Genomic DNA, 26,328 nt, shown 5'->3' with positions numbered 1-26,328 from the left:
CGATGAAAAGTGGCGGAGGGATAGGGATTTGAACCCTAGGTGCGCTATAAACGCACGCCGGTTTTCAAGACCGGTGCTTTCAACCACTCAGCCATCCCTCCGTAAGTGCGGCGAATAATAGCGGGACTCAGCAATGCTGTAAATAGCTTTTTCACTCAAACCCTACCGTTCGGTCAAATCATCGCCAACCCGATGCTTTTCGGTGTGAATTTTCACATATGCTGTGTATTTCATAGGCTTTCGATAGCTAGAATTTTATTTTTCACCAAATCTTCTCGCATCTTGAGCCCCCTTTGGTTAACAATGCTACGCCTTTTGATGTGAGAATAAGAAATAAAGGCAGTTCCTGTGAGTTTGTACATATTGCTGGATGCTTATTCTTCAATTTATCATTATAACTTGATACAACATATCAAGAGTGCTGCGTTGGACTGACCCATCTCACCGGGCCACTTTTTCCGTATTTTAGTTTCAGCTTTTGACGTGCTTTTCAATGGGAATAAGCAATTGAACCAATTTCTACAGACGTTATCGAACACACCCGAACTAATAGAATTTGAGGACACGATAGGGATTATCGAAAAGTATTATGATTTCTCCCCGTGCTGCTTCACGAATGGCTCTCTGGTAAACCAGGAAGGGCAGAACTCAGGATCTTGTAAAATCTTTGCCTTTGGAAAGCTTCACGGAATCGGTGAAGACGCGATACTGCATTGCTTTGGTCGTTATTACAGAGAGGATGTGAAACAAAATCCAACGGGAACCGATCATCAGAACATTCGAAATTTTATGGAGAATGGTTGGAAAGGCATATGGTTTGAACGCATTCCACTGCAGCCAAAAGCCACTGTAAAACAGTAACAACAACCGACTACAAGCTGAAAAAAGCCCGCTAATCGCGGGCTTTGTCATTTAGCCATCTTTATTTATTTGCACTATGAGTTCGTCTTCAACTCTGGCAGCCATTTCATTTGGCACCTGGCAGGTACCTGCATTTTCATGCCCTCCGCCGCCATAGTTCAACATCAGTTCACCGATGTTGGTGTTTGAGTCACGGTCAAAAATGGACTTACCACAAGCAAACACTGTATTTTGCTTCTTCAGGCCCCAAAGAACATGAATAGAGATGTTACATTGTGGGAAAATCGCATAGATTTCAAAACGATTTCCAGCCCAAATGACGTCCTCATGACGAAGATCTAACATCACGAGATTTCCACAAATTGAGCTGCAACGGCGAATTTGTTCTTGGAATTTTTCTCTGTGACTGAAGTAGAGGTCTACCCGTTCCTTTACATCTGGTAGCTCCATGATTTCATAGATGTGTTTATCGCGACAGTGTTCGATCAAATCCATCATGAGTTCATAATTTGAAATGCGGAACTCCCTAAATCTACCTAGCCCCGTGCGCGCATCCATAATGAAATTAAGTAGCCCCCAGCCTTTGGGGTAGAGAACTTCATCTTTGGTGTACTGCGCAGAGTCGCCTTTATCTACCTCTTCCATCATTTCATCCCAAGATTCAGGAAAGGTATTCTCTCCACCAAAATGCTTCCAAACAACGCGCGCAGCAGAAGGTGCATCAGGGTCGATAATGTGATTGGCGTTTAAATCCTCATTGCGGAGTACTTCAGAGGCATGGTGATCAATGCACAGATGCGCCTTTGAGTTGTATGGCAGGTTTGTCGTGATGTCATATTCGTTAATTTCAATCACGCCATCTTGCATGTCTTTTGGGTGCACAAACTTGATGTCATCGATCAAATCGATGTGTCTCAACAACACTGCACACACTAGTCCGTCAAAATCGCTTCGTGTGATAAGACGATATCGTCTTTCAGGCATATCTTTGCTCCCTTTAACAGAGGGTTGGGAACCAATTGTCCCTATATGACTTAAATGATCTCAGCTCTCCTACTCTCTTAAGAATAAGACGAATACCCAATTCTGCAACTCGGTGATGTCGATCCTTCAAATGCAGATGCTTGTCTGAAAAGAAAAAAGCCGCTAGGCGGCTTTAGGAACAATCTCTTTGAGGGAGAAAATTTTCAGCTAACATACACCTGACACTCCCTCCCCCTATTGTTTCGATGGTGGTTACATCGATGGGTACGAGCTTACCGTGTTTCCTGAGAATGTTTTTTTGTTCCCGTGAAAAAGCGTTGTATGCAGAGAGAGACATGACGATGAGGTGCTCATTGTTATCATTTTTCAGTTGCAAAATATTGCCGCAAAATTGGCCCATTTGCGCCTCTGAGATGGAAATAACCTCTTTCGTTTTCCTTAATGTCGAAAGCACGCGTCGTCGCTCAAACTCCTCAATGATTTCATCGCAAATAACAGCAAAACCATCACCCACAGCCATCATCACATTGGTGTGGTAAACGCTAGCTCCTGACGCCATTTGAGTCTCGAAAGATAGTAGCTCGTGGAACTCACTCACATCCAAATATTGCAGCAGAAGTTTTTTGTCACAACGGTCAGAAAGCGCCGCGTAAATCGTTCGATTCACATGGTCGTGAATCATCACCCCTGTACTTTCTAAGAAAGCGGTGGGATGACTCATGTTGCCAACAGTGACTACCTCAGAAACGTCAAAACCTTCTTTACTCAGCGCGTCCAAAAGGCAATCTGGGCGAATTTCGTTGCGCCGATTTTGACACGCCATCGGAAATAGAATGACGTCACCTGCTCTGTTCGTCGAAAACCAATTGTTAGGAAATACGGCATCAGGTGTCTCAAGCCCATCTCCTGTATAGTCCATCACCGTCACGTTAACGCCTAGCCCTCGGAGAATGCTCACCATGTTGTAGAATTCTGCCAATGCCTTAGCTCTGACTTCAGCATCGGGTAAATCGAGCCGTTGCTGAAACTCATTGTCTGAGCTGGTTTCGAAATTAAACTTGAAATCGACAGGAGGAACCATCACAACAGCGTTGGTTGCGTAACTCTCCCCTCGTGAAGAAGTGTCCGTATCTTTGAAAATTGGGGCGACCATCTAACACCTCAACATATTATTAACATTGTTGTTATGAGGTTAATTTTAGTGGTAGTCAGGACTAAACATTACCTAAATAGGCTCATTATTCCGTTGTTAAGCTTATAAATTACCTTCAAATATAAGGATTGGAAGGTAATTTACCTAACTAGCACAGATGTTTCCCGTTACTTTTCTTTAACCTTGCATCATTTACGAAGAAATCAGGTCGGCATTTATTCCGGTACTGCGTTTATATTCTGCAATAACGATTTCACTTCGGGTTTGAATGACACCTGGCAGTTCAACAATGCGAGTAGACATGAACTGCTGATACGCTTTGATGTTTTTCACTCTGACTTTGATCATTGCATCAAAGTCTCCAGAGAGCGAATAACACTCTTCGATCTCAGGGATCAACAGAGCCGTTTTAGCAAACTTGTCGAAGATAGATAGATTGGTTTGATCCAAACGAACATGGATAAAGATCAGTACATCCAGCCCCAGCCTTTCCGCTGATAGCTCAGCGTGGTACCCCGAAATATACCCTTCCCGCTCAAGGCGTTTTACGCGTTCCGAGCAAGGTGTCGTCGTTAAATTCACGCGCTTTGCCAACTCTACGACAGGTAATCGCCCATTCTCCTGAAGGATTCGTAGGATTTCGATATCAATACGATCGAGTGAAGTAACGTTTGAAATAGCCATATCCTTTGGCTCCTATAGTGAATTTTTCTTTTGCTAAAAACTAACACAGCAATACTGACTAGAGAAACGTTTAACCAGTAGTCGTTATATGAGGAGCGACACACGAGGTTCCCGATCTGCAAGGTATAGGCGTGACCTCAACCTTGGCAAGGTTGCGCTCTATCAGTCGCAAAGCATTCATTCCTTTCGGAATACAAATCTCAAATGCAAAAAAGCCCAGACCTAAGTCTGGGCTTTCGAATGTGGTTGCGGGGCTGGATTTGTACCGGGCGGCGATCCGTCAACGACCTTCGGGTTATGAGCCCGACGAGCTACCAAGCTGCTCCACCCCGCGTCCGTGTTTCACCGTTTAAAGTACGATGACGACTTATACCCATGCTTTTATGAGAAAGCGAGCGACACACGAGGTTCCCGATCTGCAAGGTATAGGCGTGACCTCAACCTTGGCAAGGTGCGCTCAATCATTCGCAAAGCATTCATTCCTTTCGGAGTACAAATCTCAAATGCAAAAAAGCCCAGACCTAAGTCTGGGCTTTCGAATGTGGTTGCGGGGCTGGATTTGTACCGGGCGGTGATCCGTCAACGACCTTCGGGTTATGAGCCCGACGAGCTACCAAGCTGCTCCACCCCGCGTCCGTGTTTCATCGTTTAAAGTACGATGACGACTTATACCCATGCTTTTATGAGAAAGCGAGCGACACACGAGGTTCCCGATCTGCGAGGTATAGGCGTGACCTCCACCTTGGCAAGGTTGCGCTCTATCAGTGCAAAGCATTCATTCCTTTCGGAGTACAAACCTAAAATGCAAAAAAGCCCAGACCTAAGTCTGGGCTTTCGAATGTGGTCACGGGGCTGGATTTGTACCGGGCGGCGATCCGTCGACGACCTTTGGGTTATGAGCCCGACGAGCTACCAAGCTGCTCCATCCCGCGTCCGTGTTTCACCGTTTAAAGTACGATGACGACTTATACCCATGCTTTTATGAGAAAGCGAGCGACACACGAGGTTCCCGATCTGCAAGGTATAGGCGTGACCTCAACCTTGGCAAGGTGCGCTCAATCATTCGCAAAGCATTCATTCCTTTCGGAGTACAAATCTCAAATGCAAAAAAGCCCAGACCTAAGTCTGGGCTTTCGAATGTGGTTGCGGGGCTGGATTTGTACCGGGCGGTGATCCGTCAACGACCTTCGGGTTATGAGCCCGACGAGCTGCCAAGCTGCTCCACCCCGCGTCCGTGTTTCATCGTTTAAAGTACGATGACGACTTATACCCATGCTTTTATGAGAAAGCGAGCGACACACGAGGTTCCCGATCTGCAAGGTATAGGCGTGACCTCAACCATGGCAAGGTTGCGCTCTATCAGTGCAAAGCATCCATTCCTTTCGGTGTACAAATCTCAAATGCAAAAAAGCCCAGACCTAAGTCTGGGCTTTCGAATGTGGTTGCGGGGGCCGGATTTGAACCGACGACCTTCGGGTTATGAGCCCGACGAGCTACCAAGCTGCTCCACCCCGCGTCCGTGTTTCATCGTTTAAAGTACGATGACGACTTATATGTTTGGAGCGACACACGAGGTTCGAACTCGTGACCTCAACCTTGGCAAGGTTGCGCTCTACCAGCTGAGCTAGTGTCGCATTGTCACCCGGCGTTAGCCGAATAACTAAATGTGGTTGCGGGAGCTGGATTTGAACCAACGACCTTCGGGTTATGAGCCCGACGAGCTACCAAGCTGCTCCATCCCGCGTCCGTGTTTCACCGTTTAAAGCACGATGACGACTTATATGTTTGGAGCGACACACGAGGTTCGAACTCGTGACCTCAACCTTGGCAAGGTTGCGCTCTACCAGCTGAGCTAGTGTCGCATTGTTACCCGGCGTTAGCCGAATAACTAAATGTGGTTGCGGGGGCCGGATTTGAACCGACGACCTTCGGGTTATGAGCCCGACGAGCTACCAAGCTGCTCCACCCCGCGTCCGTGTTTCACCGTTTAAAGTACGATGACGACTTATATGTTTGGAGCGACACACGAGGTTCGAACTCGTGACCTCAACCTTGGCAAGGTTGCGCTCTACCAGCTGAGCTAGTGTCGCATTGTCACCCAGCGTTAGCCGAATAACTAAATGTGGTTGCGGGGGCCGGATTTGAACCGACGACCTTCGGGTTATGAGCCCGACGAGCTACCAAGCTGCTCCACCCCGCGTCCGTGTTTCATCGTTTAAAGTACGATGATGACTTATATGTTTGGAGCGACACACGAGGTTCGAACTCGTGACCTCAACCTTGGCAAGGTTGCGCTCTACCAGCTGAGCTAGTGTCGCATTGTCATCCGGCGTAGCCGAATGACTAAATGTGGTTGCGGGAGCTGGATTTGAACCAACGACCTTCGGGTTATGAGCCCGACGAGCTACCAAGCTGCTCCATCCCGCGTCCGTGTTTCACCGTTTAAAGTACGATGACGACTTATATGTTTGGAGCGACACACGAGGTTCGAACTCGTGACCTCAACCTTGGCAAGGTTGCGCTCTACCAGCTGAGCTAGTGTCGCAAATGGAGGCGCGTCCCGGAGTCGAACCGAGGTCCACGGATTTGCAATCCGCTGCATAGCCACTCTGCCAACGCGCCTTCTCTGTTCCGCTTCAGTAAGTTGCCTTCCTCTGCGGTACGGTGCGCATTCTACGGATTCACGTGATCTAGTCAACACTATTTTTTGAAATTAATGTTCGTTCGCTCAAATACACATCAAAGACGATATAAATCGACCATATCGAAGCATAATCACGCAATTTTTCAATTAGAAATTGATAGAGCGGTAAGTAAGATTGATTCGCGGCCCCCTAACTTTAGCGGTTTTGGGCACTGAATGTTGCCAATAAGTTTGTGTTTTACCCGCCATAATTAGCAAGGAGCCAGAATTCAGCTCAAATTCCCTTTTTTCTCCTGATTGCACATGACGTAAAACAAACCTGCGTGTGTCTCCCAATGTTAAAGAGGCAATAGAGGGGGCCATTCCTAATTCAGGCTCATTGTCTTGATGCCAACCCATATAGTCATTTCCATCTCTATACAAATTCGCAAGCACAGAATTAAACGCAACACCTGCAACGGACTCGCATCGCTTTTTCAGCACCGCCAACGCGTCTGGCATTTTCGCTGGTGTCAGGGATAACCCTGAATAGGTATAAGCTTCACCGAACCAAGCCTGCATTCTTGGCTGAAGGACTTCTTTACCGAACATGGTAATAGGGAGTTGTTGCCAAGGGAGTGAATCAGATAACACAGTAAACAGGTTGGCCGCTTCATCCTGTTGGATGAAATCAGGTTGCCAGTAAAGCAAACCATCGGGAATGTTTATCCAGCCTTGATCTTCAAATAAGTCGCCTTGCATTGCCCTCTCCTTTTTGCCTTTCATACGTTACCAAAGCAGTCAGAAGATGACATCCCGTTAAAAAAGAAAGGGCGGCCAATGCCACCCTTTCAGAAAATGAAGAACCGGAGAATTAGTTCGCCAGTGCGTCTTCCATCTTAGCTTTCCAGATTGCCATCGCCAATGCGGGTTTACGCAGTACTTTAGGCGTTGGAATCCAGCCATGGTCAATACGAGAGAACACATCGAAGCGACCTGCCTGCCCTGCCATTGCTTCTGCAACAACACGACCTGCAATGTTCGTTAGGCCAACACCATGGCCGGTGTAGCCATGTGCGGTGTAAATGTCATTCCCGAGATGGCGAATTTCTGGCATGTAACTGCGTGTTACCGCGAACAGACCACCCCAGTGGTATTCCATTTTCACATCTGCCAGCTGAGGGAAGACTTTCAACATACGCTGACGAAGACGCTCTTGGCTATCTGGGTACTCGCCATTGAATGGGTGGTTAACGCCACCGAACAAAATGCGGCCATCTGCGGTTGGTCGGAAGTAGTCCAGGCAGTTGTTCAGATCTGACATCGCCATATTGTTGGTGATTGGCTGACGATCACCCAGTTGCTCGGTTACGCCAATATAAGAAGCAACAGGCAATACTTTAGATTGCGCCTTACGGTGCAGGCCATCTAAGTAAGCATTACATGCCAGCAGAACCTGCTTGGCCTTTACGCTGCCCTTTGCCGTTTTCACAGTATTTACGCCTGCGCCTTTTTCAAGTTTGATCACTGGGCTGTTTTCGTAGATTTCAGCACCCACAGAGATCGCTGCTTGCGCCAGACCTAAGGTGTAGTTCAGCGTGTGAACGTGACCACTATTTGGATCGAACAGACCACCAAGGTAACGACGAGTGTTCGCAACTTCTTCAATCTTGTCGGTATCCCACCACTGCGCAACTGGGTAGTTATAACGCCCATGCTTCAGTTCATGCCAAGATTTCAGCTCTTTCTCCTGGCCTTTATTCAATGCCAGTTCGATGTAACCTTCTTGGAAATCACAGTCGATGTTGAACTCGCTAATACGCTCACGAATGATATCGATAGATTCTACAGACAAGTCCCAAAGCTGTTTGCCCCACTCAGGACCGTACTCTTCGTCAACTTCACGCAAACCTAGGCAGTAGCCAACCAGTGCTTGGCCGCCGTTACGACCTGACCCACCAAACGCAATGCGCTGTCCTTCTAGCACTACAACACTCAGACCTTTCTTACGCAATTCAATTGCGGCGTTTGTGCCCGTCAATCCTGCACCAATAATACAAACATCTGCTTGAATATCAGTTGTGAGCTCTGGTTGCTCAGGCAATACGTTTGCTGTTGCTTGGTAGTAGCTATCGATATACCCGTGTTCTTTCGCCATTTTGCGATTTCATCCTACAAGACAAAGTTAAATTGAAAAAAAATTGGGCGAATATTCGCACCAACCCTTACCGCTGGCAAGGAGATTATTCAAGGTGTGATGTAGGCACAAATTGTTACTCTTTGCACAAAGTTTTTCATTGACTATTTAGTCACTTGTTCTGATTATGCGCGCTCTATTTTTCAGCTTGGTATCTACCCAAACTACCTCAAGGTGCTTTTCGCTGAGAATGACGGGTTAAGCTGATGGTTTCTGCTTGTGGGCGGCGTTAAAGGATTGATGCCGGAGTAGATGCCTCTTGACCCGTAGGCTGTTCCCTAGGATAGGGGGTCTGCGCCTTAAGGTAGTTTGGGTATACCGCTTAAGGACTAAAACAAATGAACCAATATCTTAAAGGGGTGAAAGCGGCGAGCATCGCACTTACCGCAACTGTGTCTTTCAATGTTTCTGCAAACAGCGAAGTACTGAACATCTATAACTGGGCTGAGTATATGCCCATGAACGTGATTGAAGCGTTCGAGAAAGAATATGATGTAACAGTTAACTATTCGACGTTTGAAAACAACGAATCCATGTATACCAAGCTGAAGTTGCTTGACGGGAAAGGGTACGATCTTGCTTTCGCATCGACGTACTTTATTGAACGTATGAGCAACGAAGGCATGCTGGCGAAAATCGATAAAACGAAGATCCCACATGTCAAAGACATCATTCCTGGCCTAATGGGTCAGCCTTTTGATGAAAATAACGATTACTCTCTGCCATATATCTGGGGTGTAACTGCGATCAGTTACAACAGTGACATCGTTGATGGCTCTAAAGTCACCAAATGGGCTGACTTATGGAAGCCAGAGTATGCCGGTCAAATCATGTTGTTGGACGACGTTCGCGATGTGTTTGGTATGGCACTGAAAGCCAAAGGCTACAGCATCAACACCACCAACGAAGCGGAAATCAAAGAAGCGTACGAAATGCTGAAAGATTTGCGCCCAGCTGTTGTTGTTTATAACTCTGATGCACCGCACGTACCATTCGTGACGGGTGAAGTTGGTATTGGCCAACAATGGAATGGCAATGCCTACTTAGCAAAAGCTGAGATGGACACCATCGAGCTCATCTACCCTGAAGAAGGCTCTATCATGTGGATGGACAACTTCATCATCCCGAAAGGCGCAGAAAAGGTAGACCTTGCACACAAATTTATCGACTTCCTTTACCGCCCAGAGAACCAAGCGGCAATGGTTGAAGAGTTGGGGTATCCGGCACCAAGCTCACGAGCGAAAGAAAAGCTGTCAGCGGAATACACTGAAAACAATATGATTTTCCCTTCAGATGCTGATGTGGAAAAAGGTGAGTTCACCAACGATGTTGGCGACGCTGTGACAATTTACAACCGCTACTGGCAGTTGCTGAAAAGCTAATCCTTTTCATGACGATTAAAATGAAAACCGCAGCCTGTGCTGCGGTTTTTTTATATCCAAACATTGTGGTATCAGTTTGATTTAAAAAACAGCATGTGCGCCGCACTCAACGAAATAGCACCACGCACGATCATTTTTAACTGCTCTGGTGATATACGGGCAAAAAACTTGTACCCGAAAAACATCCCTAAAAATAAGGCTGGTAACCCAACGGCACTACCTTGTAGGGTGTCCGTGTTAATCAGTCCTAAACTAACGAGTCCTACTACCTTCATGATGTTTAACATCAGAAACGCCCAAACACGGGTTGCTACGTAGGCTGATTTTTCCATCTTTTGCTCAAGCAAAAAGAGGCCCATCAAAGGTCCTGCCGCGTTGGCAAGCACACCAACAAATCCGCAAAGCATTCCTGCGACACTTGCTGCATACCGATTGGTGAAAATGGGCAATGGACGATAATCTAACCAAATAGATAGCCCCAGCAGTGTAAATATCAATAGCCCCAATACCGTCATAAACGTTCTTGCATCAATATTGCCAAGCACGAAGGTACCTAATGCCACGCCAACAGCACCGAAGGGAATTAACCTCATCAATACTGACCAGTTGATATTCTTTCGGTAGGTCATAACAGCGATGAAGTCTGTTAGCAGGTACAGAGGAACAATCACCCCCAGAGCTTCGGGGCCAGGCAACGCCACCATCATCAAAGGCAGGATCACTAGCCCTAGCCCACCCACTGAAAACTTCGAAAAGCCGGTAACCAAACAAGCTAGTGAGATAAAAAGCCAAGACCATTCCATGGTGCCCCCTTTTTTTTACCGTCCTCCGTTCTGTGACTCAAGAAGGGGATCGGTCGAGAATTGGTGATGTTTTGTAATTACTTTTTCAACGAACCAGAGTAATCTGAGTCCAAGATCAACGCAGTAATCAGGATAGATAGAAATGATTGATTTTCGTTCAGACACGGTAACCCAGCCAGACCAGAGAATGCGCGAAGCAATGGCCAATGCGCCTGTAGGCGACGACGTTTACGGAGATGATCCTACCGTCAATGAACTGGAAACGTGGGCGGCTGAACGTCATGGTTTTGAGGCTGCTGTGTTTACTGCATCTGGCACGCAAGCAAACCTGCTAGGTATTCTGGCACATTGTGACCGTGGTGACGAATATTTGTGCGGCCAACAAGCTCACAACTACAAATATGAAGCAGGGGGAGCAGCCGTTTTAGGCTCAGTTCAACCTCAGCCAATCGAAAACAACAAAGATGGCACATTGTGTTTTGAAAAACTTGCCGCGGCCATTAAGCCTGATGATGTTCACTTTGCACGTACTAAGCTGCTTAGCCTTGAAAACACCATCGGCGGTAAAGTCCTTCCTTTGGATTATCTCGCGAAAGCGCGCGAGTTCGTTGACACACACAACTTAAAACTACACCTAGATGGTGCCCGAGTTTACAACGCGAGTGTGGCATTGAATGTCGATATCCAAGAAATCAGTAAACACTTCGACTCGATGACAATCTGCCTGTCAAAAGGCTTAGGTGCACCTATCGGTTCACTCTTGCTTGGTAATGCAGATTACATCCTGCGCGCACGTCGTCTTCGCAAGATGGTGGGTGGCGGTATGCGCCAGGCGGGTATTTTGGCTGCTGCGGGCATGATGGCACTGACAGAAAATGTAGAACGTCTCAAAGATGATCACGACAACGCGCGTTACCTGTCAGAAAATCTTGGGGCGATCCCGGGTTTTAATACGTTTATCTATCCCGTGCAAACAAACATAGTTTACGCCGATGTTGCACCGCATATTGATATTCATGCGATAGCAAAAGTGTTAAAAGAGCAAGGTATTCTGGTATCTCCTTCTTATAAAGCGATGCGCTTTGTCACACACAAAGACGTGTCAAAAGAAGATATTGACGCTCTGCTGACTGCCATTGAGCAACAGCTATAAATTAACGCGTAAACACATACGATGAATCAGGGGCGGTTATCCGCCCCTGACTTTTTTGTAAAATCCATAAGGAGCCATTATGGCCGGTGCAAGCTTACTAACCCTGCTTGATGACATAGCAACCATACTCGATGACGTTTCTGTCATGAGTAAGATTGCGGCTAAAAAAACGGCTGGCGTACTGGGTGATGACTTGGCACTCAACGCAGAACAGGTATCTGGTGTTAAAGCAGACAGAGAACTCCCTGTGGTGTGGGCTGTCGCCAAAGGCTCCCTCCTAAATAAGCTGATCTTAGTTCCGGCAGCATTGGCGATAAGTGCTATTGCTCCTTGGCTTATTACGCCCTTGCTCATGCTGGGTGGCTTGTTTCTCTGTTTTGAAGGTGCAGAGAAGATCATCCACAGTTTTTTCCATAAAAAAGAAACGGCAGCGCATGATGCACCTGTTCATGACGACAAAGCCGACTATAACGCAGTAACCCTCAACGCTGCCGAACATGAAGCGCAAAAAGTAAAAGGGGCGATTAGAACGGATTTCATTCTCTCAGCAGAAATCATCGTTATCACCCTTGGTGTCGTCTCAACCAGCGATTTCTTAACGCAGGTGATCACCATGTTTGGCATCGCCTTAATTATGACTGTCGGCGTTTACGGCCTTGTCGCAATCATTGTGAAAATTGATGACGTAGGTTTATACCTCAGTCAAAAACGCGCGTCGATTGCTCAGGGAATCGGACGTGGACTACTTTCATTTGCGCCTTGGCTAATGAAGTCCCTTTCTGTCATCGGTACCGTCGCCATGTTCCTCGTCGGGGGAGGCATTCTTACCCATGGCGTTCATGTGTTGTCAGAGTTGATTACCGATGCTGCACAAGAAACGGCGTTAATTCCTTCCGTCGGGTCAATTGTTTCAGCAGTACTCCCTACGCTCCTGAACGGCATTATCGGCATTATTGCGGGGATTTTGGTGGTATTCATCGTTGATATCGCAGGCAAGATCATGCCCAAAAAAGCACAGTAACGTCTAATTTCAATCAAATTGCGTACTTCTACGGATTGCTGCTTTACTCACAGAGTCTTAGTGTAAAAAACGACCAAGAGTAAGGGAGCTACTATGTCGACAAAACACGTTTTGATCACTGGCGGAGCCAGCGGTATTGGATATGGCATGGCAGAAGGTTTCGCCTTAGCAGGCTTTAAAGTGACCCTGTCAGACATTAATCAAGATGCGCTTGAGAAAGCAGTCAATACACTAAGCAGCCAATATGATGTCTCAGTGAAGGGCATCATATTGGATGTCACAAACTCTGAACAGATCGCCTCTGCCCCGCAACGTGTTGATGCCCCCGTCGACATACTCATCAACAATGCAGGCATACAGTTCGTTTCTGCGTTAGAAACGTTTCCAGAGGACAAATGGCGACTTATCATCGATATCCTCCTTACCGGGCCCGCGATGCTCACCCGCGCATTTCTTCCTCAAATGTACGCACAAAATTTTGGCAGAGTTATCAACGTTGGATCCATTCATAGCCTTGTTGCGTCACCCTACAAATCTGCTTACGTTTCCGCCAAGCACGGGCTTTTGGGATTTTCCAAAACCATCGCATTAGAAACTGCCCAACACGACATTACGATAAACACCCTGTGCCCGTCTTATGTCAAAACGCCGTTGGTAGAAAATCAGATTGCCGCGCAAGCTGAAAGTCATCAGATTTCCGAAGAAGAAGTCATCAACACAATCATGCTTAAACCCATGCCCAAAAAAGCCTTTATTGCGCTTTCCGAAATGGCCGACACGGCAATTTTTCTCTGCTCTCCGGCGGCGAAAAATATTACTGCACAAGCAATCGCCATTGATGGCGGATGGACTGCAACCTAACGAACGCTGACCTACCCCAGAAAAGATTGCGCACTTATTGACCACTTAAAACCCAAATAAGTGCGCCAGTCCACATTGCAAGCACATCCTGCACTCTTTATCTCAAAATCAGTAAGTTAACGACGCTACACTGAAAGAACGATATCTATACGTGCAAGGAGAGCGCACATGCCTTATATGCCTTTATCTAGCGACCAGCTCTATCGCTCTTCTAAATTGAGCAAACTTGATGTCACTTCCACCAAACACTTAGAGCCACTTGATGAAATTGTTGGCCAAGAGCGCGCTCGACAAGCCGTCGAGTTTGCCATGTCTATCAAAGAGAAGGGTTATAACATTTATGCGGTTGGCCAAAATGGTCTCGGTAAGCGCACCATGGTCATGCGCTACCTCAATCGCCACTGGCAATATTCCCACCCGGTATTTGACTGGTGTTATGTCGCCAATTTTCAGGACTCTCGCTCCCCGACCGTGCTTCAGCTTCCTGCGGGGAGAGGGTTAAAGCTCAAAAAAGATATCGAAAAGCTCATGGGCAGAATGGGAAATTCTCTGCCAATGGCCTTCGACAATGAAATGTATTACTCCCGTGCTGATGTTCTAAAGAACCGCTTAAGTGAGCAGCAAGAAGGCGCATTAGCGGCATTAAGCCAAGACGCAAATGCCCAAAGCGTCAGCCTTTCAATAACAGCGACTGGTGACTATCAGTTCATCGCCTTAAACGGTGAAGAGCCTCATACAGAAGAATCGTTTGATCTACTCTCTCCCAAAGAACAAGAAGCGTTTGATAACGCGATTCGTGAATTAGAAATTCAACTTCGTGGCTTAGTGAGAAAACTGACCGAGTGGGAAGAGCATTACGCTGACAAACAACAGAAACTGGATGAGGAAGTCGCGACAGAAGTCGTTACCCACCTGATGACACCGCTTATTGAGGCATACAGTGACTTACCCCAAGTCAAAAAATACCTTAAAGCGATGCAAAGCGACATCGTCGAAAATCTCGATATTTTCTTGCAAGAAAGTGAAGAGCAAGCCGCCCTTGCTTACGCTGCGCTTGATAAGAAACTTCCCCGTCGCTACCAAGTGAATGTACTGATCAGCCAAGAAGACGATGTTCCGCCTGTGGTAGTAGAAGACAGTCCAACCTATCACAGTATTTTTGGTTATGTAGAGAACGCCACATACAAAGGCACAGTATTTACTGACTTCTCACTCATCCGTCCGGGCAGTATTCATCGCGCTAATGGCGGCGTACTGCTCATTGATGCCGTAAAAGTGCTTGAGCGCCCCTACGTCTGGGATGGCCTCAAACGCGCCCTGAGCTCTCGAAAAGCCAACCTCAGTTCTTTGGAAAGAGAAGTGACACTGAGCGGCACAATTTCCCTAGAGCCAGAGCCTATCCCTCTGGATCTGAAAATCATTCTGTTCGGTGACTACCAAACCTATACGCTGCTTCAGCGTTACGACCCGGATTTCAGTGAGCTATTCAGAGTCACTGCAGATTTTGAAGACGACATGCCACGAAATGACGACAGTGAATTGAAATACGCTAAGTTCATTTCCAGCATTTGCCATGACAACGGTTTGCTACACTGCGACCAAGGCGCAATTGGGCGCATCATTGAGCACAGCTCCCGCCAATCTGACGATCAAGACAAGCTGTCATTGCATTCCGCAGACATCGCGAATCTGCTTAGAGAGTCAAACTACCAAGCGAGAAGCACAGGTGCGAACGTCATGCGCGCCTCCCACGTAGAAAAAGCACTAGCGAGTCGCGACATGCGCGTTAGTCGTTTACGCGACCACGTCATGGAAGGCTTTACCAATGGAACAACCTTGATTGATACCAAAGGTAAAGCTCTGGGTCAGGTTAACGCGCTATCCGTTTTAGCCACCAGCGACTTTAGCTTTGGCGCGCCTAATCGTATCACTGCGACCACGTCGTTTGGAGATGGCTCCGTACTCGATATTGAGCGCAGCGTGAAGCTGGGTGGGAACATTCACTCGAAAGGCGTGATGATTTTAACCGCCTACTTGTCGTCGTTACTGGGGAAAACCGCCAAGATACCGTTAACCACTCGTCTGACTTTCGAGCAGTCTTATGGAGGTGTCGATGGAGACAGTGCTTCAATGGCCGAATTCTGTGCCGTCATTTCTGCGATTTCAGGCGTACCTATTCGCCAAGACCTTGCGATCACGGGTTCTATGAACCAATTTGGCCAGTCTCAGCCTATTGGTGGTGTGAATGAGAAAATCGAAGGTTTCTTTGATGTATGTACCATCAAAGGCCCTAAGTCGACGCAAGGCGTCATCATCCCAGCCTCAAACGTACACAATCTGATGCTGCGTAAAGACATTATTCATGCAGTCGAAAAAGGTAAGTTCCACATCTACGCGATCGAGCATGTCAGTGAAGCCATTGAGCTTTTCACAGGCATAGCGACGGGTAAAGCCGACAGTAAAGGTAAATTCAAAGCTGACACTGTCTTGTACAAAGCAGCGAAAAACCTAGAAGCACTTAGGAAATCCGCCAGCAAAAACTAAGTAATGAGCAAAAGAAAGAGCCGACATAACGTCGGCTCTTTTCGTTTCAAATGCCTGATATTTCCAGTCACTATCCGTAAGCAATCGAAGGTAACCAAAGTACTAACTGAGGCCAGAACACCAGCATAACCAACGCAGCCAGTTGGAGCAGAATAAACGGAGCAACCCCTTTATAGATATCCGTCAGTTTCACTTCCGGCGGACAAACCCCTTTGAGATAGAACAGCGCAAACCCTACGGGCGGCGTTAAGAAACTGGTCTGTAAAGCCATTGCCACCAACATCACAAACCACACCATCTCGGGATTATCGAGCCCCGGATACGCCCCTATATTCAGATCCAAACTCAATACTACAGGTGCCAGCAATGGCAATACGATTAAGGTAATTTCTATCCAATCGAGGAAGAAACCCAGCAAAAAGATCACCAGTAGGATAAAGGCCACGACACCGTATGGACCAAATGGCAGTGCTTCAAATGCACTTTCAATGAACTCATCCCCGCCCAACTCTCGCAAGACTAACGCGAAACAGGTCGCACCGATAAATATCGCGAAAATATACGCGGTCGTTTTATAGCTATCTAATAAAACCTCTTTCAACACAGCCATTGAGAAACGTTTGTAGAACATCGCGAGCAAAATGGCACCGAATGCCCCTACCCCTGACGCTTCTGTCGGCGTTGCAATCCCCGCAAAGATTGACCCCAAGACAACGAGAATTAGCATAAATGTCGGCACAATGGCTTTTGCCACATCCTTTATCACTGCCCAATCGACGCCCTTAGCATCAGCAGGTAACGGCATTGAATCTGATTTCACCATCCCGACAATGAGCAGATAGACAATATATATCGCACCCAACATTAAGCCTGGGAACATCGCCCCCATAAACAAGTCACCGACTGACAAACCCAGCTGGTCTGCCATGATCACCAACATTATGGATGGCGGAAGCAAGATACCGAGGGTACCTGCAGAGGCGATTGTCCCTAGTGCTAACGGCAGGTTATATCCTTGCTTCATCATTGCAGGTAAAGACATGGTCGCGAGCAAAACAACAGACGCGCCAATGATCCCGGTTGAAGCCGCAAGAATGATCCCAATCGCCATTACCGTGATGGCCAAGCCCCCATGAACGCGACCAAACAGTGCCTGCATCGCATGCATCAAGCGATCAGCCACACCGGATTTGTCGAGCATATTTCCCATGAAAATAAACATGGGGAGCGCAACCAATATCCAGTTATCCATGATCTTAAAGAGTCGGTTCACGACCAACCCGAGGGTCGTAAAATCCAACCCTGTCCACGTATCCAAATAGATGTCGGAAAAATACCCGATAAAAGCAAACGCGACACCCACGCCGCCGAGCACCCACGCAACAGGGATGCCTAAGAACAGCAGCAGAATGAAGCTACCAAACATCGCAAGGATCAGGATTTCATTCGCTTCCATGCTGACCTCCATGACGAATAACAGCGATTGCACGAAGCAATCTCGCCAAGCTGGCAAACGCCAGTAAGGCTGCACTAAAAGGAATGGCAGATTTGATCAGCCAACGCCACGGTAAACCGGATGGCGCGTTAGAACGCTCTCCAACTCGCCAAGCTTCATAGACGAAATCGAGAGAGTGAATGAAGATGACATACATAAATGGCCAAACGAAAAAGAGTACGGTCACCACTTCCACCCACGCCTTGGTTTTCACAGAGAATCGGTGGTAGAAAATATCTACACGGACATGCGTTCCTGTGATTTCGGCATACGAGAGACCAAACAACACACCTATGGCATAAAGGTGCCACTGCAACTCTTCGAGTGCTATTTGACCATTATTGAAGACTTTACGAAGCACCACCTGCGTAATAATCACCAACACAAGCACGAGATAACTCCACGCAAACGTGCGACCGACAAATCGGACGACATTTTCGATGCTATCAGCCAGTGGTGATGAGAGAGGTGGTGGATGAGAAGGCTGGGTCATAACTAACTCCCTTCACCCGATGAAAAAAAAGGGGCGACATCCTGCCGCCCAAACTCTGAAGGACATCAATTAGAACGTGGTAAGAAACCTTTAGATTCCCAAATTTCATAGTTTTGACGGAAGTCAGACATGTCTTTCCATACTTTTGCGAAGTAAGGATCTTGTTTTTGCTCTTCAACCACTTCGAGCCATGTGCTTTGGAATAAATCCAACATATCTTCATTCCAGTAACGAAGCTCTACACCCTGCTCTTGTGCTTTTTGCATCGCTTCAAACTGCATCGCTTCACCTTCAGCAATCGAGTTGGTCATGGATGCCATGCAGAGCGTTTCTACCGCAGCCTGCTGATCTTCATCCATCTTGTTCCACGTATCTTTGTTGATAAGCAGCTCAAACAAGGTCGCTTGCTGGTGCCAACCGGGGAAGTAGTTGTATTTCACAATCTTATGGAAGCCAAGGCGTTGATCGATTGCCGGTTGTGAAAACTCACTGGCATCAATCGCACCTTTCTCAAGTGCACCGAAAATTTCGCCACCTGGCAACTGAACGGTACCAACGCCCAATTTCTCCATAACCTGACCACCTAGGCCAAAGAAACGCATTGTCAGCCCTTTAAGGTCTTCTGGCTTCTCGATAGGCTTTTTAAACCAACCCGAGGTTTCAGGCGAAATGATGGCACATGGCAGTACCTTCACGTTGTAGCCCGCTTCGTCATACATGCCTTGGTATAAATCGAGGCCATTTCCATAAAAGAGCCAAGCCATATATTCCGGAGCTTCTGGACCAAATGGTACGGCCGAGAATAAAGTCGCAGCAGGCATTTTGCCTTGCCAGTAACCAGCGGTTGCATAACCTGAGTTAACCTTGCCACTTGATACCGCATCCAAAATTTCCAGCGGCGCGACGAGTTTGCCCGGCTCATACACTTTCATGCGGATTGTGTTGCCTGAGATTGGCTCAATACGCTCAGAAACCCACTTAATCGGCGTTCCAAGTGCAGGTAAGTGTGTACCAAACGCAATTGGGGTTTTTAGGAGAACTTTATCGGCGAGAGCCGAACCCGAAAAACACAGTGTTGCGAGCGTGAGGGCTTTGATGGTGTTCGAGGCTGACAGTTTCATTGTCCACTCCTTGGCTGCGCGGTATCACTGATTACATGATTTATTGTTACCGCTGTTTTAGGTTGAGGATGACAGCGTTCTTACGCTGTTAAATATTTGTTACCATTCAGCCTATCGTTACAGTTTGAAAAAAAATATCAGTTAGAAAACGGACTTAACGTCCATAGCATTACGTATCTGGCTTACGTAGTACTACGTAATTTGTTCACAGAGTGTCTATTTGAGCGTCTCAACCATGACTACTTTTTCTGGCATAAATACACCATTACGCGTCAAGATTCTTCTCTTGACCATGGTGCCTTTGCTCCTGATGTTTGGGCTAATTATTGGGCTGGTGATGATTCAGTCAGACTCTCTGTCTAAAAATCAAGCCAGCGTCATTCGCTCTGAAACACTCGCATCCAAAAAACAAGAGTTACTCAAATACGTAGAGTTGGCGCGTGCGTCTATTTCCCCAATTTATGATGCCGCCCACGAAAATGACGAAGCTGCAAAACGCGCTGTCATCGATATTCTTAACAATCTCACGTATGGCGAAGACGGCTATTTCTTTGCATACACCTATGACGGTACCAATCTTGTTCTCCCTTATCAGCCGGAAATGGTAGGCACAAATATTTGGGATGTTGAGGACTCACGGGGCTTTAAACTACTTCAGGCTCTCATTCGCACCGCACAGCAAGGTGGTGGATATGTCGATTACTACTGGCACAAACCCTCTAAAAAAGAACAAGTTAAGAAACTCAGCTATGCCATTGGGCTGGAGAAATGGGGCTGGATGGTCGGTACAGGGGTCTACATTGATGATATCGACACACAAGTGACAACAGTCCACAGCAAAATTGCGGAGACCATTAGCAAAACGTTCATAGGCTTAAGCATCGCGCTCATTATTACCATCGGCATTATGGCCAGCTTGGCGACCAGTATTCACATCAACGCAAGGGAACTTGCAAATAAAAAACTGCAATTGCTCAATCGACAACTGATTGAGTCACAAGAAGAAGAGCGAACACGAATAGCGCGTGAGTTACATGACGGTATCAACCAAATGCTGGTCTCGGTGAAATACCGTTTGGACAATATCCAAGAAGCAAAATCACAAGAAGAGCTCAACCATAATATCGAGTTAGGCCAAGACACCTTGGATAAAGCTGTCACTGAGCTTCGCAGGATTTCAAAAGACCTTAAACCCGCGTTGCTTGATGACCTTGGGTTAATCGTCGCGTTGGAAGACCTGGCGAAAGAGGTGTCTTTGCGGTCAGGGATGCAAGTTTTGTTTGACCACCATATTGATATGAAGCACATCTCGAAATCGGCGGAAGTAACACTCTACCGCGTTGCGCAAGAAGCCCTTCATAATGCTGAAAAGCATGCCAAGGCTGACGCCGTCGATATCATTCTTCAGGAAGAAGAAGGCGAAATTGTGCTGACTATCGCGGATGATGGCGTGGGTTTCGAAGAACATAGACTTAAAGCAGCAGCACACTCAATGGGACTGAAAAATATGCGTGAGCGCATTGAAAACCTCGACGGTGTTTTTTCGATCAGCAGCCTGTTAAATCAAGGTACCGAAGTTAGAGCTATTTTGCCCTTCGCGCATTAAATACTAACGGCTAGAAAGATAAGGAGAGCTTTCATGACAACACTGCTACTCGCGGACGATCATGTCCTGCTCCAAGATGGCCTGATGGAAAGGTTATCGCGACAACCTCAATTCGACATTGTTGGTGCCGCCAACGACGGCCAAGTGGCGATTGAAAAGGCACTGTCTCTTCATCCTGACATTGTACTCACTGACATCACTATGCCGAATAAAACGGGGTTAGATGTCCTTAACGAATTACGAGAAAAAGCACCAAAAATCAAAGTTGTCATACTCAGCATGCACAACAGCAAAGAGTACGTGTTAGCTGCGATGCGTGGCGGTGCAAAAGGCTATGTGTTGAAAGATGTATCCTCACAAGAACTGGTGCAAGCTCTGGATGTAATTGCAGGCGGCGGCACCTATTTCAGTGCCGGTGTTTCAGAAACCTTAATGGAAAGCATGACGGAGTTAAATAACCCTGAAAGCGACGACAGTACCCCCACCCCAAGAGAAAAAGATGTATTGATACTCATTGCAAATGGGGCATGTAACAAAACCATTGCCCGAGAACTCAACATCAGCGTTAGAACCGTTGAAACTCATCGCCTACGTGTGAAAAAAAAGCTGGGCGTTACTTCAACGGCAGGTCTTGTAAAGTACGCCATGGAGCAGGGATGGGTACAGCAGGACAATGACATTTAGCCGTTTTGTCCATAATTCAACAATTCAAACCTTGTTACGTTAACTAACAGAATTATCAGACATTTTTTCTGTATTTTTGACACCGTCGAGCGATTTTTAGCCAAAGTTCGCTAAAGTATATTCATCTCACTCGGACGGAGAATGCCACCGTGCATCAGGCGCAATTCCTTATACCCCAACTTCCCTCTTTGGAGTTCAGAGGAATTTCTATGCAGGCCTTAAATACTGGCATGCCTGATTATCTCTCTACTGCGCGCTGGCGGGCAAGATTGGTCATTTCTCTCGCATTTCTTATGTTCTCGGCCTCGACGGGTCTTGTCTGTTATTACTTCGGCTTGGTCGATGACATTTTTTTCGTTGCAACGCTAACGCTGACACTGCTGTTATATCTCATGACCATGCCTATGCTAACGCGCTCTTTTATAGAGTCTCCTCGTGTGCAGAACCGAGTAAAGACCCAAAGACAGCAGTATTACCTTAAAGCACTTTCTACCACGCCATTAGACGTCCGTGCTGATATCTCCACAAAACTATGGGACACACTCCGAAGTGATGAATGGATGAATTGCATCAGCTACGCCAACACGCTGGATAGGCCTAGAATCGTTCATTGTTGCCAACAAATTGGAAGAATTGCGTCAGATTTGAACTCTAACAGCCCAGACAGATTCTGTGATGCTATGCTTAAAGTGATGAATAATCAAAGAGGTAGCGTACGGTACTTTTTTGACATTCTGATTATGCTTGGCGAGCAGCAATTTCATGACGAACACGAAGAAAATAAGAAAGTTCGCAGCACCCAAAGGTTGATGCTGGACGATATATTTATGCACCGCTAGCCAAGTCCTTTCCTCATGTTCAGCCGGAGCACACATGAAAATTGTTCTTGTGACCGGAGGCAGCAGCGGTATTGGCCTTCAAACAGTACTTGCGTTTCAACAAGCAGGTTATCGTGTTATCTCATGTTCTAGAGATGAAAATAAATGGAACCAAGCCCTCGCCTCACATCCGGAACTTTCGGCGGTTGATTACCTTCCCGTCGATCTGAAAGACGTCCATCAGGTTGACCGTTTCTTTGGCTATATTCGAGAAAACTATGGCCACCTCGACATCGCTGTGAACAACGCATCACCAAAACTCGAATCGCGTGGAGAGTTCGCGAGCGTCCCCATTGATGCGCTATACAGCACCATGGTCACTGACTTTTGGATTCATGCGCTTTGTCTGCGCTATGAATTGAATTTAATGCCGGAAGGCAGTGCGATTGTAAATCTTAGTTCCGTCAACGGCATTCGTCCGACCCCCAATGCTTCTATGTACTCTGGCGCAAAACACGGGATTGAAGGATTAACACGTTCTGTCGCTGTTGAGGCGATTCGCAAAGGAATTCGCGTTAACGCCATCGCACCAGGGGTAACTTGGACACCTCGCTGGGAGCAGCAACAAGCGGAACTGGACATCGACCTTCGCGAGACCGTGGCCAAGCAAGTTCCTAATGGCCGCTTTGCCTCACCCGAAGAGATCTCTAACGCTATTTTATGGCTCTCCTCCGAACAAGCCAGTTACATTGTGGGCCATACACTCGTTATGGATGGCGGCCTCAGCTTGAGCTAAATAAAGAAAGGCCGCGAGATGCGGCCTTTTCGTTTTATTCAGACGACGCCTTAGCGTGTTTTCATCACCAGCTTACGGCCCAGTGCCAACGCACCTAGCATCATAATCATCACGTAACCAATACTACCTCCGCCACTTCCGCCGCCTGAGTGCGTTGGTGCGGGTTGACTAAACATCGGCTGTTGCGTGTCTGCACGACTTGGTGACACATTTGCGGTTTTACGCTGAGCCCTTGCTTGCTGCTCGGTCTCAACACGCGTTTTGTTGTTTCTGTCTAAACCCAATTGTGCGAACACATCTTCTTCGACCACCAGCAGTGAGGTGTAATCTGTGAGTAAGCCGTACTCCAATGCAATGTCTTCAATCGCAGACTCTGTATCGCGGTCCTTTTCCTCAAAGTAGTCCATGGTCGCTTCCAGATCTTTAATCGCAGAAAGTGCCCACATCCTTTCTAGCTCAGGATTGCGCGTCGCCGTTTCCGGGAGCATCACTTCTGTGGTGTAGCGGCGCGTTTCTCCCTCTACATCCATCGATAACGTCACTTTTCCTTTGCCTGCTTTAAAGTAGTGCCCAAACATCACCAACTGCTCGCCTCTGTATAGAGACCCAATCTCCTCAGGTGTGAGGTCTTTAATTTTCACACCATCGATATCTACGGAAACGTTGCGATATGCCTGGTGGGTCAGTTTGCTTGAAATATTCATCAGGTGCCCGATGATGTCATCAGAGTTTGACACCGAAGTTGCCACCCCATTCGATACCTTGGTCATAGGAATTAACAATGGGGTATTGGCACTGTTCCCCATGATGAAGGTAAACAAACGAACATCGTGTTTTTCCATCATCTCAAGAAACTTACGCTTGGCGGTCACGCCCACATTCGCGACACCATCTGTCACCAATACAACACCTGTTGGTCTGTCTTGGTCGAGCTTTTTCAAAGCTGCCTGCATGCCTTCATAGAGGTTGGTACCATTATCCGGCTGCACATTTTCAATGGCAGCGAGTACCTGACTAACGTTTTCTTTGTTGGCGGGCTTAAAGCCATTGGTCAAATCGTAGGTGCTGTTATCGAACATCACGACGCGAAAACGATCCTGTTGAGGCAGCTTTTCAAGCCCTTGGCGAACCCCTTCCACCAGCGTGCTGTACTTGCCTGACATCGACCCTGATTTATCCAAAATAAATACCCAATCTCTTCCTTGTGTCACAGGCACTAAGTCATCACCCGGTGTAAAGGTGAGTTTCACCGTGCCTTTACTGGAGATGTTCGGGTCACGATATGCCACGAGATCGAGTCGTCCTGGGAGGCCATCTTGCAAACGCCAGTAAAACACGACGTCTTGGTCCAATCGAGCAACAGGTGTTACGGTTTGCCCAGCATTCGCCTCTCCTTCTTCAACCACAGCACCCTGCTGGTTAGACAGCAACGCCTGCCATTGAATGTGTTCGCCATCGGGTGTTTCAGTAATCACAGCATTCGGATGAGCCGGCAGCCTCACCCCATCTACTGGATAGGCCGAACGTAGCGTCACGTTGAATGAAAACGCTTGTTCTACGGCATCATTGCGCGTCCAAAAACTGTTTTTCTCTTCATCTACCCCGCCCTCTTCCATCGGATAGACATAACGCCCAATGCCATGGTCCAGTAACGCATCTTGAAGGTAAACCAATCGCACTTTTACGGTCTGTTTCGGCTGAACGGGAAACACCCGCATTTCGAATGTCTTGAAATCATCCTTTTCTGTTATTGCCGTTGCATTGCCTTTTGCTTTTTGATCTTCGTATATTTTACGGGCCTCTTTCTTTTTCACCGCCTCCGCAATAACAGGCGTACCGTCAATCCAATAAATGAATTCTCCGACCACGGCTTTTTGGGGGACAGGGAAAGAGTAATGCGCCTCAAGGACATCATCATTTGGGTTATAGAAGACTTGCTCTATGGATGTCGTTGCGTAGCCGTCTTCGATGACAACGTCCACGTGATGAGTTTGGATCGTAAGATCCTGATAAGTACTGTTGACGGGTTTGAGTAATCCACTTGCCTGTGCTCGTGGCATAAACATGCTGGTCAGAAGGGCCAACATCATGACAAGAATTGCGTAAAAACGAACTGAGATTGTCGGTCGCATTTGGTGCCTCCGTTGCTTCGCTAATAGAAGAGCATCTGGCTCTTTGGACATGAGCTTGCAACAAGGAAGCGTGCAGAGAAAGGCGCACAGTGAAAGTGACGTATGTTGATACGCCACGTCTTATCAGATGAGACTATTTTTTCGAATGCGTTGTATCTGAAGCCTTTTCTTCATATTCATCAAATAGAGGAAACGTCCACCGTCGCATAGCAATCACCATCGACGTACCATGACGTTGTTGCATCGTTAATGCGTTATCACTGTTGCAAGCTTCATAGAACTCCCCTACCAAACGCTGGATTTTCTGCTGAAACTTGTGATTTGAAGGCAAAGACATGAGCCCCGTAGACATGACAAGTTTTTCGTCATCACCGGAGAAGTAGGTACTAAAGAAGGTGCGAATCACTTGTTGTTGGAAAAACTGTTGAATCGGCCCACCCGCAATCCAGTGAAATGACGGAGAGATCTTTAGCTTAATGCGGTTCTCGGGAAGCAGTTCGATGACGTTCAGGCGATCAAGGTGTGCCAGCTTTTGGATCAACACATGCTCAGAAAGATTATATTGCTCCAATATCTGTTCAAACCGATACCCATTGGTAATACAAACGGCAACAAGCAACAAAGCTTTGTCTGCTACCAGCTCCTCTTCCTGCTGTCGCGTAAGCTGGGTCAGATGTTTCGTGTTCTCTGAAGCTAGCTTGAATAGCTCCGACATCTCAAGGCTCATCGCCTCACAAATCAACGCCAAGCGTTCAAGGCTAATACTGCCGCCATTTGCAAACAGCCTTTTCACTGAACCCTCGCTAAGATCGAGTACTCGAGCGATGTCTTGGTACTGTAACCCTCGCAATTTAAGCTGCTGCTTTAACGTTTGAATAAGCTGTTCACATTCCGCCATGACACCCCCAATAGCAAAT

Annotated in this window: 21 protein-coding genes and 15 tRNA genes; 10 read left to right on the top strand and 26 right to left on the bottom strand. The window is 47.1% G+C overall.

The genetic code is table 11. The annotated features are described in order from the left end of the window. Window positions 1-10: 10 nt before the first annotated feature. Window positions 11-101 (bottom strand) — tRNA-Ser (locus tag LRP49_RS11665). Window positions 102-507: 406 nt separating this feature from the next. Here LRP49_RS11665 and LRP49_RS11660 point away from each other — a divergent pair. Further along, complete coding sequence (locus LRP49_RS11660; RefSeq protein ID WP_274142362.1) at window positions 508-861, top strand: HopJ type III effector protein; 354 nt, start codon at window positions 508-510, stop codon at window positions 859-861. 51 nt (window positions 862-912) lie between these two features. Here the strand turns inward: LRP49_RS11660 and LRP49_RS11655 are convergent, their stop codons facing one another. The 19 genes from LRP49_RS11655 to LRP49_RS11565 form a co-directional block, all read right to left on the bottom strand. Next, a complete protein-coding gene (locus LRP49_RS11655) occupies window positions 913-1,845 on the bottom strand; it encodes a DHH family phosphoesterase (protein WP_274142361.1) in 933 nt (310 codons plus the stop codon). Window positions 1,846-2,017: 172 nt separating this feature from the next. Then, a complete protein-coding gene (locus tag LRP49_RS11650) occupies window positions 2,018-2,998 on the bottom strand; it encodes an arginine deiminase-related protein (protein ID WP_274142360.1) in 981 nt (326 codons plus the stop codon). A gap of 192 nt (window positions 2,999-3,190) precedes the next feature. After that, window positions 3,191-3,682 carry an Lrp/AsnC family transcriptional regulator gene (locus tag LRP49_RS11645; protein ID WP_274142358.1) on the bottom strand — a complete coding sequence of 164 codons (492 nt, stop codon included), beginning with the start codon at window positions 3,680-3,682 and terminating at the stop codon, window positions 3,191-3,193. Window positions 3,683-3,925: 243 nt separating this feature from the next. Then, window positions 3,926-4,016: transfer RNA gene (locus LRP49_RS11640), tRNA-Met, on the bottom strand. A 208-nt stretch (window positions 4,017-4,224) separates the two neighbouring features. Further along, a tRNA-Met gene (locus LRP49_RS11635) sits at window positions 4,225-4,315 on the bottom strand. A gap of 507 nt (window positions 4,316-4,822) precedes the next feature. After that, window positions 4,823-4,913: transfer RNA gene (locus tag LRP49_RS11630), tRNA-Met, on the bottom strand. A 208-nt stretch (window positions 4,914-5,121) separates the two neighbouring features. After that, a tRNA-Met gene (locus LRP49_RS11625) sits at window positions 5,122-5,198 on the bottom strand. Window positions 5,199-5,240: 42 nt separating this feature from the next. Further along, a tRNA-Gly gene (locus LRP49_RS11620) sits at window positions 5,241-5,316 on the bottom strand. Window positions 5,317-5,349: 33 nt separating this feature from the next. Then, a tRNA-Met gene (locus tag LRP49_RS11615) sits at window positions 5,350-5,426 on the bottom strand. Between the two features lie 42 nt (window positions 5,427-5,468). Then, window positions 5,469-5,544: transfer RNA gene (locus tag LRP49_RS11610), tRNA-Gly, on the bottom strand. A gap of 33 nt (window positions 5,545-5,577) precedes the next feature. Beyond that, window positions 5,578-5,654, bottom strand: a tRNA-Met gene (locus tag LRP49_RS11605). A gap of 42 nt (window positions 5,655-5,696) precedes the next feature. Beyond that, window positions 5,697-5,772: transfer RNA gene (locus LRP49_RS11600), tRNA-Gly, on the bottom strand. Window positions 5,773-5,805: 33 nt separating this feature from the next. After that, window positions 5,806-5,882: transfer RNA gene (locus tag LRP49_RS11595), tRNA-Met, on the bottom strand. Window positions 5,883-5,924: 42 nt separating this feature from the next. Beyond that, window positions 5,925-6,000: transfer RNA gene (locus LRP49_RS11590), tRNA-Gly, on the bottom strand. A 32-nt stretch (window positions 6,001-6,032) separates the two neighbouring features. Then, a tRNA-Met gene (locus LRP49_RS11585) sits at window positions 6,033-6,109 on the bottom strand. 42 nt (window positions 6,110-6,151) lie between these two features. Then, window positions 6,152-6,227 (bottom strand) — tRNA-Gly (locus tag LRP49_RS11580). Between the two features lie 3 nt (window positions 6,228-6,230). After that, window positions 6,231-6,304, bottom strand: a tRNA-Cys gene (locus tag LRP49_RS11575). 169 nt (window positions 6,305-6,473) lie between these two features. Then, window positions 6,474-7,067 (bottom strand): alpha-ketoglutarate-dependent dioxygenase AlkB family protein, encoded by a 594-nt coding sequence (locus LRP49_RS11570; protein ID WP_274142357.1) that lies wholly within the window; start codon window positions 7,065-7,067, stop codon window positions 6,474-6,476. A gap of 112 nt (window positions 7,068-7,179) precedes the next feature. Then, the gene (locus LRP49_RS11565; protein ID WP_274142355.1) at window positions 7,180-8,463 is read right to left on the bottom strand and encodes an NAD(P)/FAD-dependent oxidoreductase; all 1,284 of its coding nucleotides are present in this window, start codon (window positions 8,461-8,463) and stop codon (window positions 7,180-7,182) included. A gap of 377 nt (window positions 8,464-8,840) precedes the next feature. Here LRP49_RS11565 and LRP49_RS11560 point away from each other — a divergent pair, with 377 nt between their 5' ends. Continuing rightward, window positions 8,841-9,884, top strand: coding sequence for an ABC transporter substrate-binding protein (locus LRP49_RS11560; RefSeq protein WP_274142354.1), 1,044 nt, complete (start codon window positions 8,841-8,843; stop codon window positions 9,882-9,884). Window positions 9,885-9,955: 71 nt separating this feature from the next. On the opposite strand, the gene LRP49_RS11555 is transcribed toward LRP49_RS11560, so the two are convergent. Beyond that, the gene (locus LRP49_RS11555) at window positions 9,956-10,687 is read right to left on the bottom strand and encodes a sulfite exporter TauE/SafE family protein (RefSeq protein ID WP_274142353.1); all 732 of its coding nucleotides are present in this window, start codon (window positions 10,685-10,687) and stop codon (window positions 9,956-9,958) included. Between the two features lie 142 nt (window positions 10,688-10,829). Here LRP49_RS11555 and ltaE point away from each other — a divergent pair, with 142 nt between their 5' ends. The 4 genes from ltaE (at window position 10,830) to LRP49_RS11535 (ending at window position 16,266) form a co-directional block, all read left to right on the top strand. Further along, a complete protein-coding gene (ltaE, locus tag LRP49_RS11550; protein ID WP_274142352.1) occupies window positions 10,830-11,840 on the top strand; it encodes a low-specificity L-threonine aldolase in 1,011 nt (336 codons plus the stop codon). Window positions 11,841-11,919: 79 nt separating this feature from the next. Then, complete coding sequence (locus tag LRP49_RS11545; RefSeq protein ID WP_274142351.1) at window positions 11,920-12,861, top strand: DUF808 domain-containing protein; 942 nt, start codon at window positions 11,920-11,922, stop codon at window positions 12,859-12,861. Window positions 12,862-12,954: 93 nt separating this feature from the next. Continuing rightward, entirely contained in the window at window positions 12,955-13,722 is a 768-nt protein-coding gene (locus LRP49_RS11540; protein ID WP_274142350.1) for a 3-hydroxybutyrate dehydrogenase, read from the top strand. Between the two features lie 168 nt (window positions 13,723-13,890). Next, complete coding sequence (locus LRP49_RS11535) at window positions 13,891-16,266, top strand: Lon protease family protein (protein WP_274142349.1); 2,376 nt, start codon at window positions 13,891-13,893, stop codon at window positions 16,264-16,266. 70 nt (window positions 16,267-16,336) lie between these two features. Here LRP49_RS11535 and LRP49_RS11530 read toward each other — a convergent pair whose 3' ends face one another. From LRP49_RS11530 to LRP49_RS11520, 3 genes are all read right to left on the bottom strand, one after another. Further along, the gene (locus LRP49_RS11530) at window positions 16,337-17,722 is read right to left on the bottom strand and encodes a TRAP transporter large permease (RefSeq protein ID WP_274142348.1); all 1,386 of its coding nucleotides are present in this window, start codon (window positions 17,720-17,722) and stop codon (window positions 16,337-16,339) included. Beyond that, window positions 17,709-18,254, bottom strand: a complete 546-nt coding sequence (locus LRP49_RS11525; protein ID WP_274142346.1) for a TRAP transporter small permease subunit — start codon at window positions 18,252-18,254, stop codon at window positions 17,709-17,711. Before LRP49_RS11525 ends, LRP49_RS11530 begins: the two co-directional genes overlap by 14 nt. 65 nt (window positions 18,255-18,319) lie before the next feature. Continuing rightward, on the bottom strand, window positions 18,320-19,375 hold the full coding sequence (locus tag LRP49_RS11520) for a TRAP transporter substrate-binding protein (RefSeq protein WP_274142345.1): 1,056 nt from the start codon (window positions 19,373-19,375) through the stop codon (window positions 18,320-18,322). 310 nt (window positions 19,376-19,685) lie between these two features. Between LRP49_RS11520 and LRP49_RS11515 the strand changes: the two genes are divergently transcribed. The 4 genes from LRP49_RS11515 to LRP49_RS11500 all read left to right on the top strand — a co-directional run bounded on the left by LRP49_RS11515 (window position 19,686) and on the right by LRP49_RS11500 (window position 23,279). Continuing rightward, a complete protein-coding gene (locus tag LRP49_RS11515; protein ID WP_274142344.1) occupies window positions 19,686-20,981 on the top strand; it encodes a cache domain-containing protein in 1,296 nt (431 codons plus the stop codon). A gap of 33 nt (window positions 20,982-21,014) precedes the next feature. Beyond that, a complete protein-coding gene (locus LRP49_RS11510; RefSeq protein ID WP_274142343.1) occupies window positions 21,015-21,665 on the top strand; it encodes a response regulator in 651 nt (216 codons plus the stop codon). A 209-nt stretch (window positions 21,666-21,874) separates the two neighbouring features. Further along, window positions 21,875-22,504, top strand: coding sequence for a hypothetical protein (locus tag LRP49_RS11505; RefSeq protein WP_274142342.1), 630 nt, complete (start codon window positions 21,875-21,877; stop codon window positions 22,502-22,504). 34 nt (window positions 22,505-22,538) lie between these two features. After that, a complete protein-coding gene (locus tag LRP49_RS11500) occupies window positions 22,539-23,279 on the top strand; it encodes an SDR family NAD(P)-dependent oxidoreductase (protein WP_274142341.1) in 741 nt (246 codons plus the stop codon). Window positions 23,280-23,329: 50 nt separating this feature from the next. Here LRP49_RS11500 and LRP49_RS11495 read toward each other — a convergent pair whose 3' ends face one another. Next, on the bottom strand, window positions 23,330-25,369 hold the full coding sequence (locus tag LRP49_RS11495) for a VIT and vWA domain-containing protein (protein ID WP_274142491.1): 2,040 nt from the start codon (window positions 25,367-25,369) through the stop codon (window positions 23,330-23,332). Window positions 25,370-25,544: 175 nt separating this feature from the next. Beyond that, window positions 25,545-26,309 carry a helix-turn-helix domain-containing protein gene (locus LRP49_RS11490; protein WP_274142340.1) on the bottom strand — a complete coding sequence of 255 codons (765 nt, stop codon included), beginning with the start codon at window positions 26,307-26,309 and terminating at the stop codon, window positions 25,545-25,547. Window positions 26,310-26,328 lie beyond the last annotated feature (19 nt).

Source organism: Enterovibrio qingdaonensis (assembly GCF_028683135.1).
Taxonomy (GTDB): domain Bacteria; phylum Pseudomonadota; class Gammaproteobacteria; order Enterobacterales; family Vibrionaceae; genus Enterovibrio; species Enterovibrio qingdaonensis.
Note: the sequence above shows the minus strand (reverse complement) of the source record. Positions and strands in the feature narration are given on the sequence as shown.

Excerpts from the sequence above, each read along its gene's own strand:
- LRP49_RS11520 (WP_274142345.1), bottom strand. The coding sequence starts at position 19,375 with ATGAAACTGTCAGCCTCGAACACCATCAAAGCCCTCACGCTCGCAACA.
- LRP49_RS11535 (WP_274142349.1), top strand. The coding sequence starts at position 13,891 with ATGCCTTATATGCCTTTATCTAGCGACCAGCTCTATCGCTCTTCTAAA.
- LRP49_RS11565 (WP_274142355.1), bottom strand. The coding sequence starts at position 8,463 with ATGGCGAAAGAACACGGGTATATCGATAGCTACTACCAAGCAACAGCA.
- LRP49_RS11500 (WP_274142341.1), top strand. The coding sequence starts at position 22,539 with ATGAAAATTGTTCTTGTGACCGGAGGCAGCAGCGGTATTGGCCTTCAA.
- LRP49_RS11490 (WP_274142340.1), bottom strand. The coding sequence starts at position 26,309 with ATGGCGGAATGTGAACAGCTTATTCAAACGTTAAAGCAGCAGCTTAAA.
- LRP49_RS11555 (WP_274142353.1), bottom strand. The coding sequence starts at position 10,687 with ATGGAATGGTCTTGGCTTTTTATCTCACTAGCTTGTTTGGTTACCGGC.
- LRP49_RS11505 (WP_274142342.1), top strand. The coding sequence starts at position 21,875 with ATGCAGGCCTTAAATACTGGCATGCCTGATTATCTCTCTACTGCGCGC.
- LRP49_RS11655 (WP_274142361.1), bottom strand. The coding sequence starts at position 1,845 with ATGCCTGAAAGACGATATCGTCTTATCACACGAAGCGATTTTGACGGA.
- LRP49_RS11515 (WP_274142344.1), top strand. The coding sequence starts at position 19,686 with ATGTTTGGGCTAATTATTGGGCTGGTGATGATTCAGTCAGACTCTCTG.
- LRP49_RS11530 (WP_274142348.1), bottom strand. The coding sequence starts at position 17,722 with ATGGAAGCGAATGAAATCCTGATCCTTGCGATGTTTGGTAGCTTCATT.
- LRP49_RS11645 (WP_274142358.1), bottom strand. The coding sequence starts at position 3,682 with ATGGCTATTTCAAACGTTACTTCACTCGATCGTATTGATATCGAAATC.
- LRP49_RS11545 (WP_274142351.1), top strand. The coding sequence starts at position 11,920 with ATGGCCGGTGCAAGCTTACTAACCCTGCTTGATGACATAGCAACCATA.
- LRP49_RS11510 (WP_274142343.1), top strand. The coding sequence starts at position 21,015 with ATGACAACACTGCTACTCGCGGACGATCATGTCCTGCTCCAAGATGGC.
- ltaE (WP_274142352.1), top strand. The coding sequence starts at position 10,830 with ATGATTGATTTTCGTTCAGACACGGTAACCCAGCCAGACCAGAGAATG.
- LRP49_RS11540 (WP_274142350.1), top strand. The coding sequence starts at position 12,955 with ATGTCGACAAAACACGTTTTGATCACTGGCGGAGCCAGCGGTATTGGA.
- LRP49_RS11650 (WP_274142360.1), bottom strand. The coding sequence starts at position 2,998 with ATGGTCGCCCCAATTTTCAAAGATACGGACACTTCTTCACGAGGGGAG.
- LRP49_RS11495 (WP_274142491.1), bottom strand. The coding sequence starts at position 25,369 with ATGATGTTGGCCCTTCTGACCAGCATGTTTATGCCACGAGCACAGGCA.
- LRP49_RS11560 (WP_274142354.1), top strand. The coding sequence starts at position 8,841 with ATGAACCAATATCTTAAAGGGGTGAAAGCGGCGAGCATCGCACTTACC.
- LRP49_RS11525 (WP_274142346.1), bottom strand. The coding sequence starts at position 18,254 with ATGACCCAGCCTTCTCATCCACCACCTCTCTCATCACCACTGGCTGAT.
- LRP49_RS11570 (WP_274142357.1), bottom strand. The coding sequence starts at position 7,067 with ATGCAAGGCGACTTATTTGAAGATCAAGGCTGGATAAACATTCCCGAT.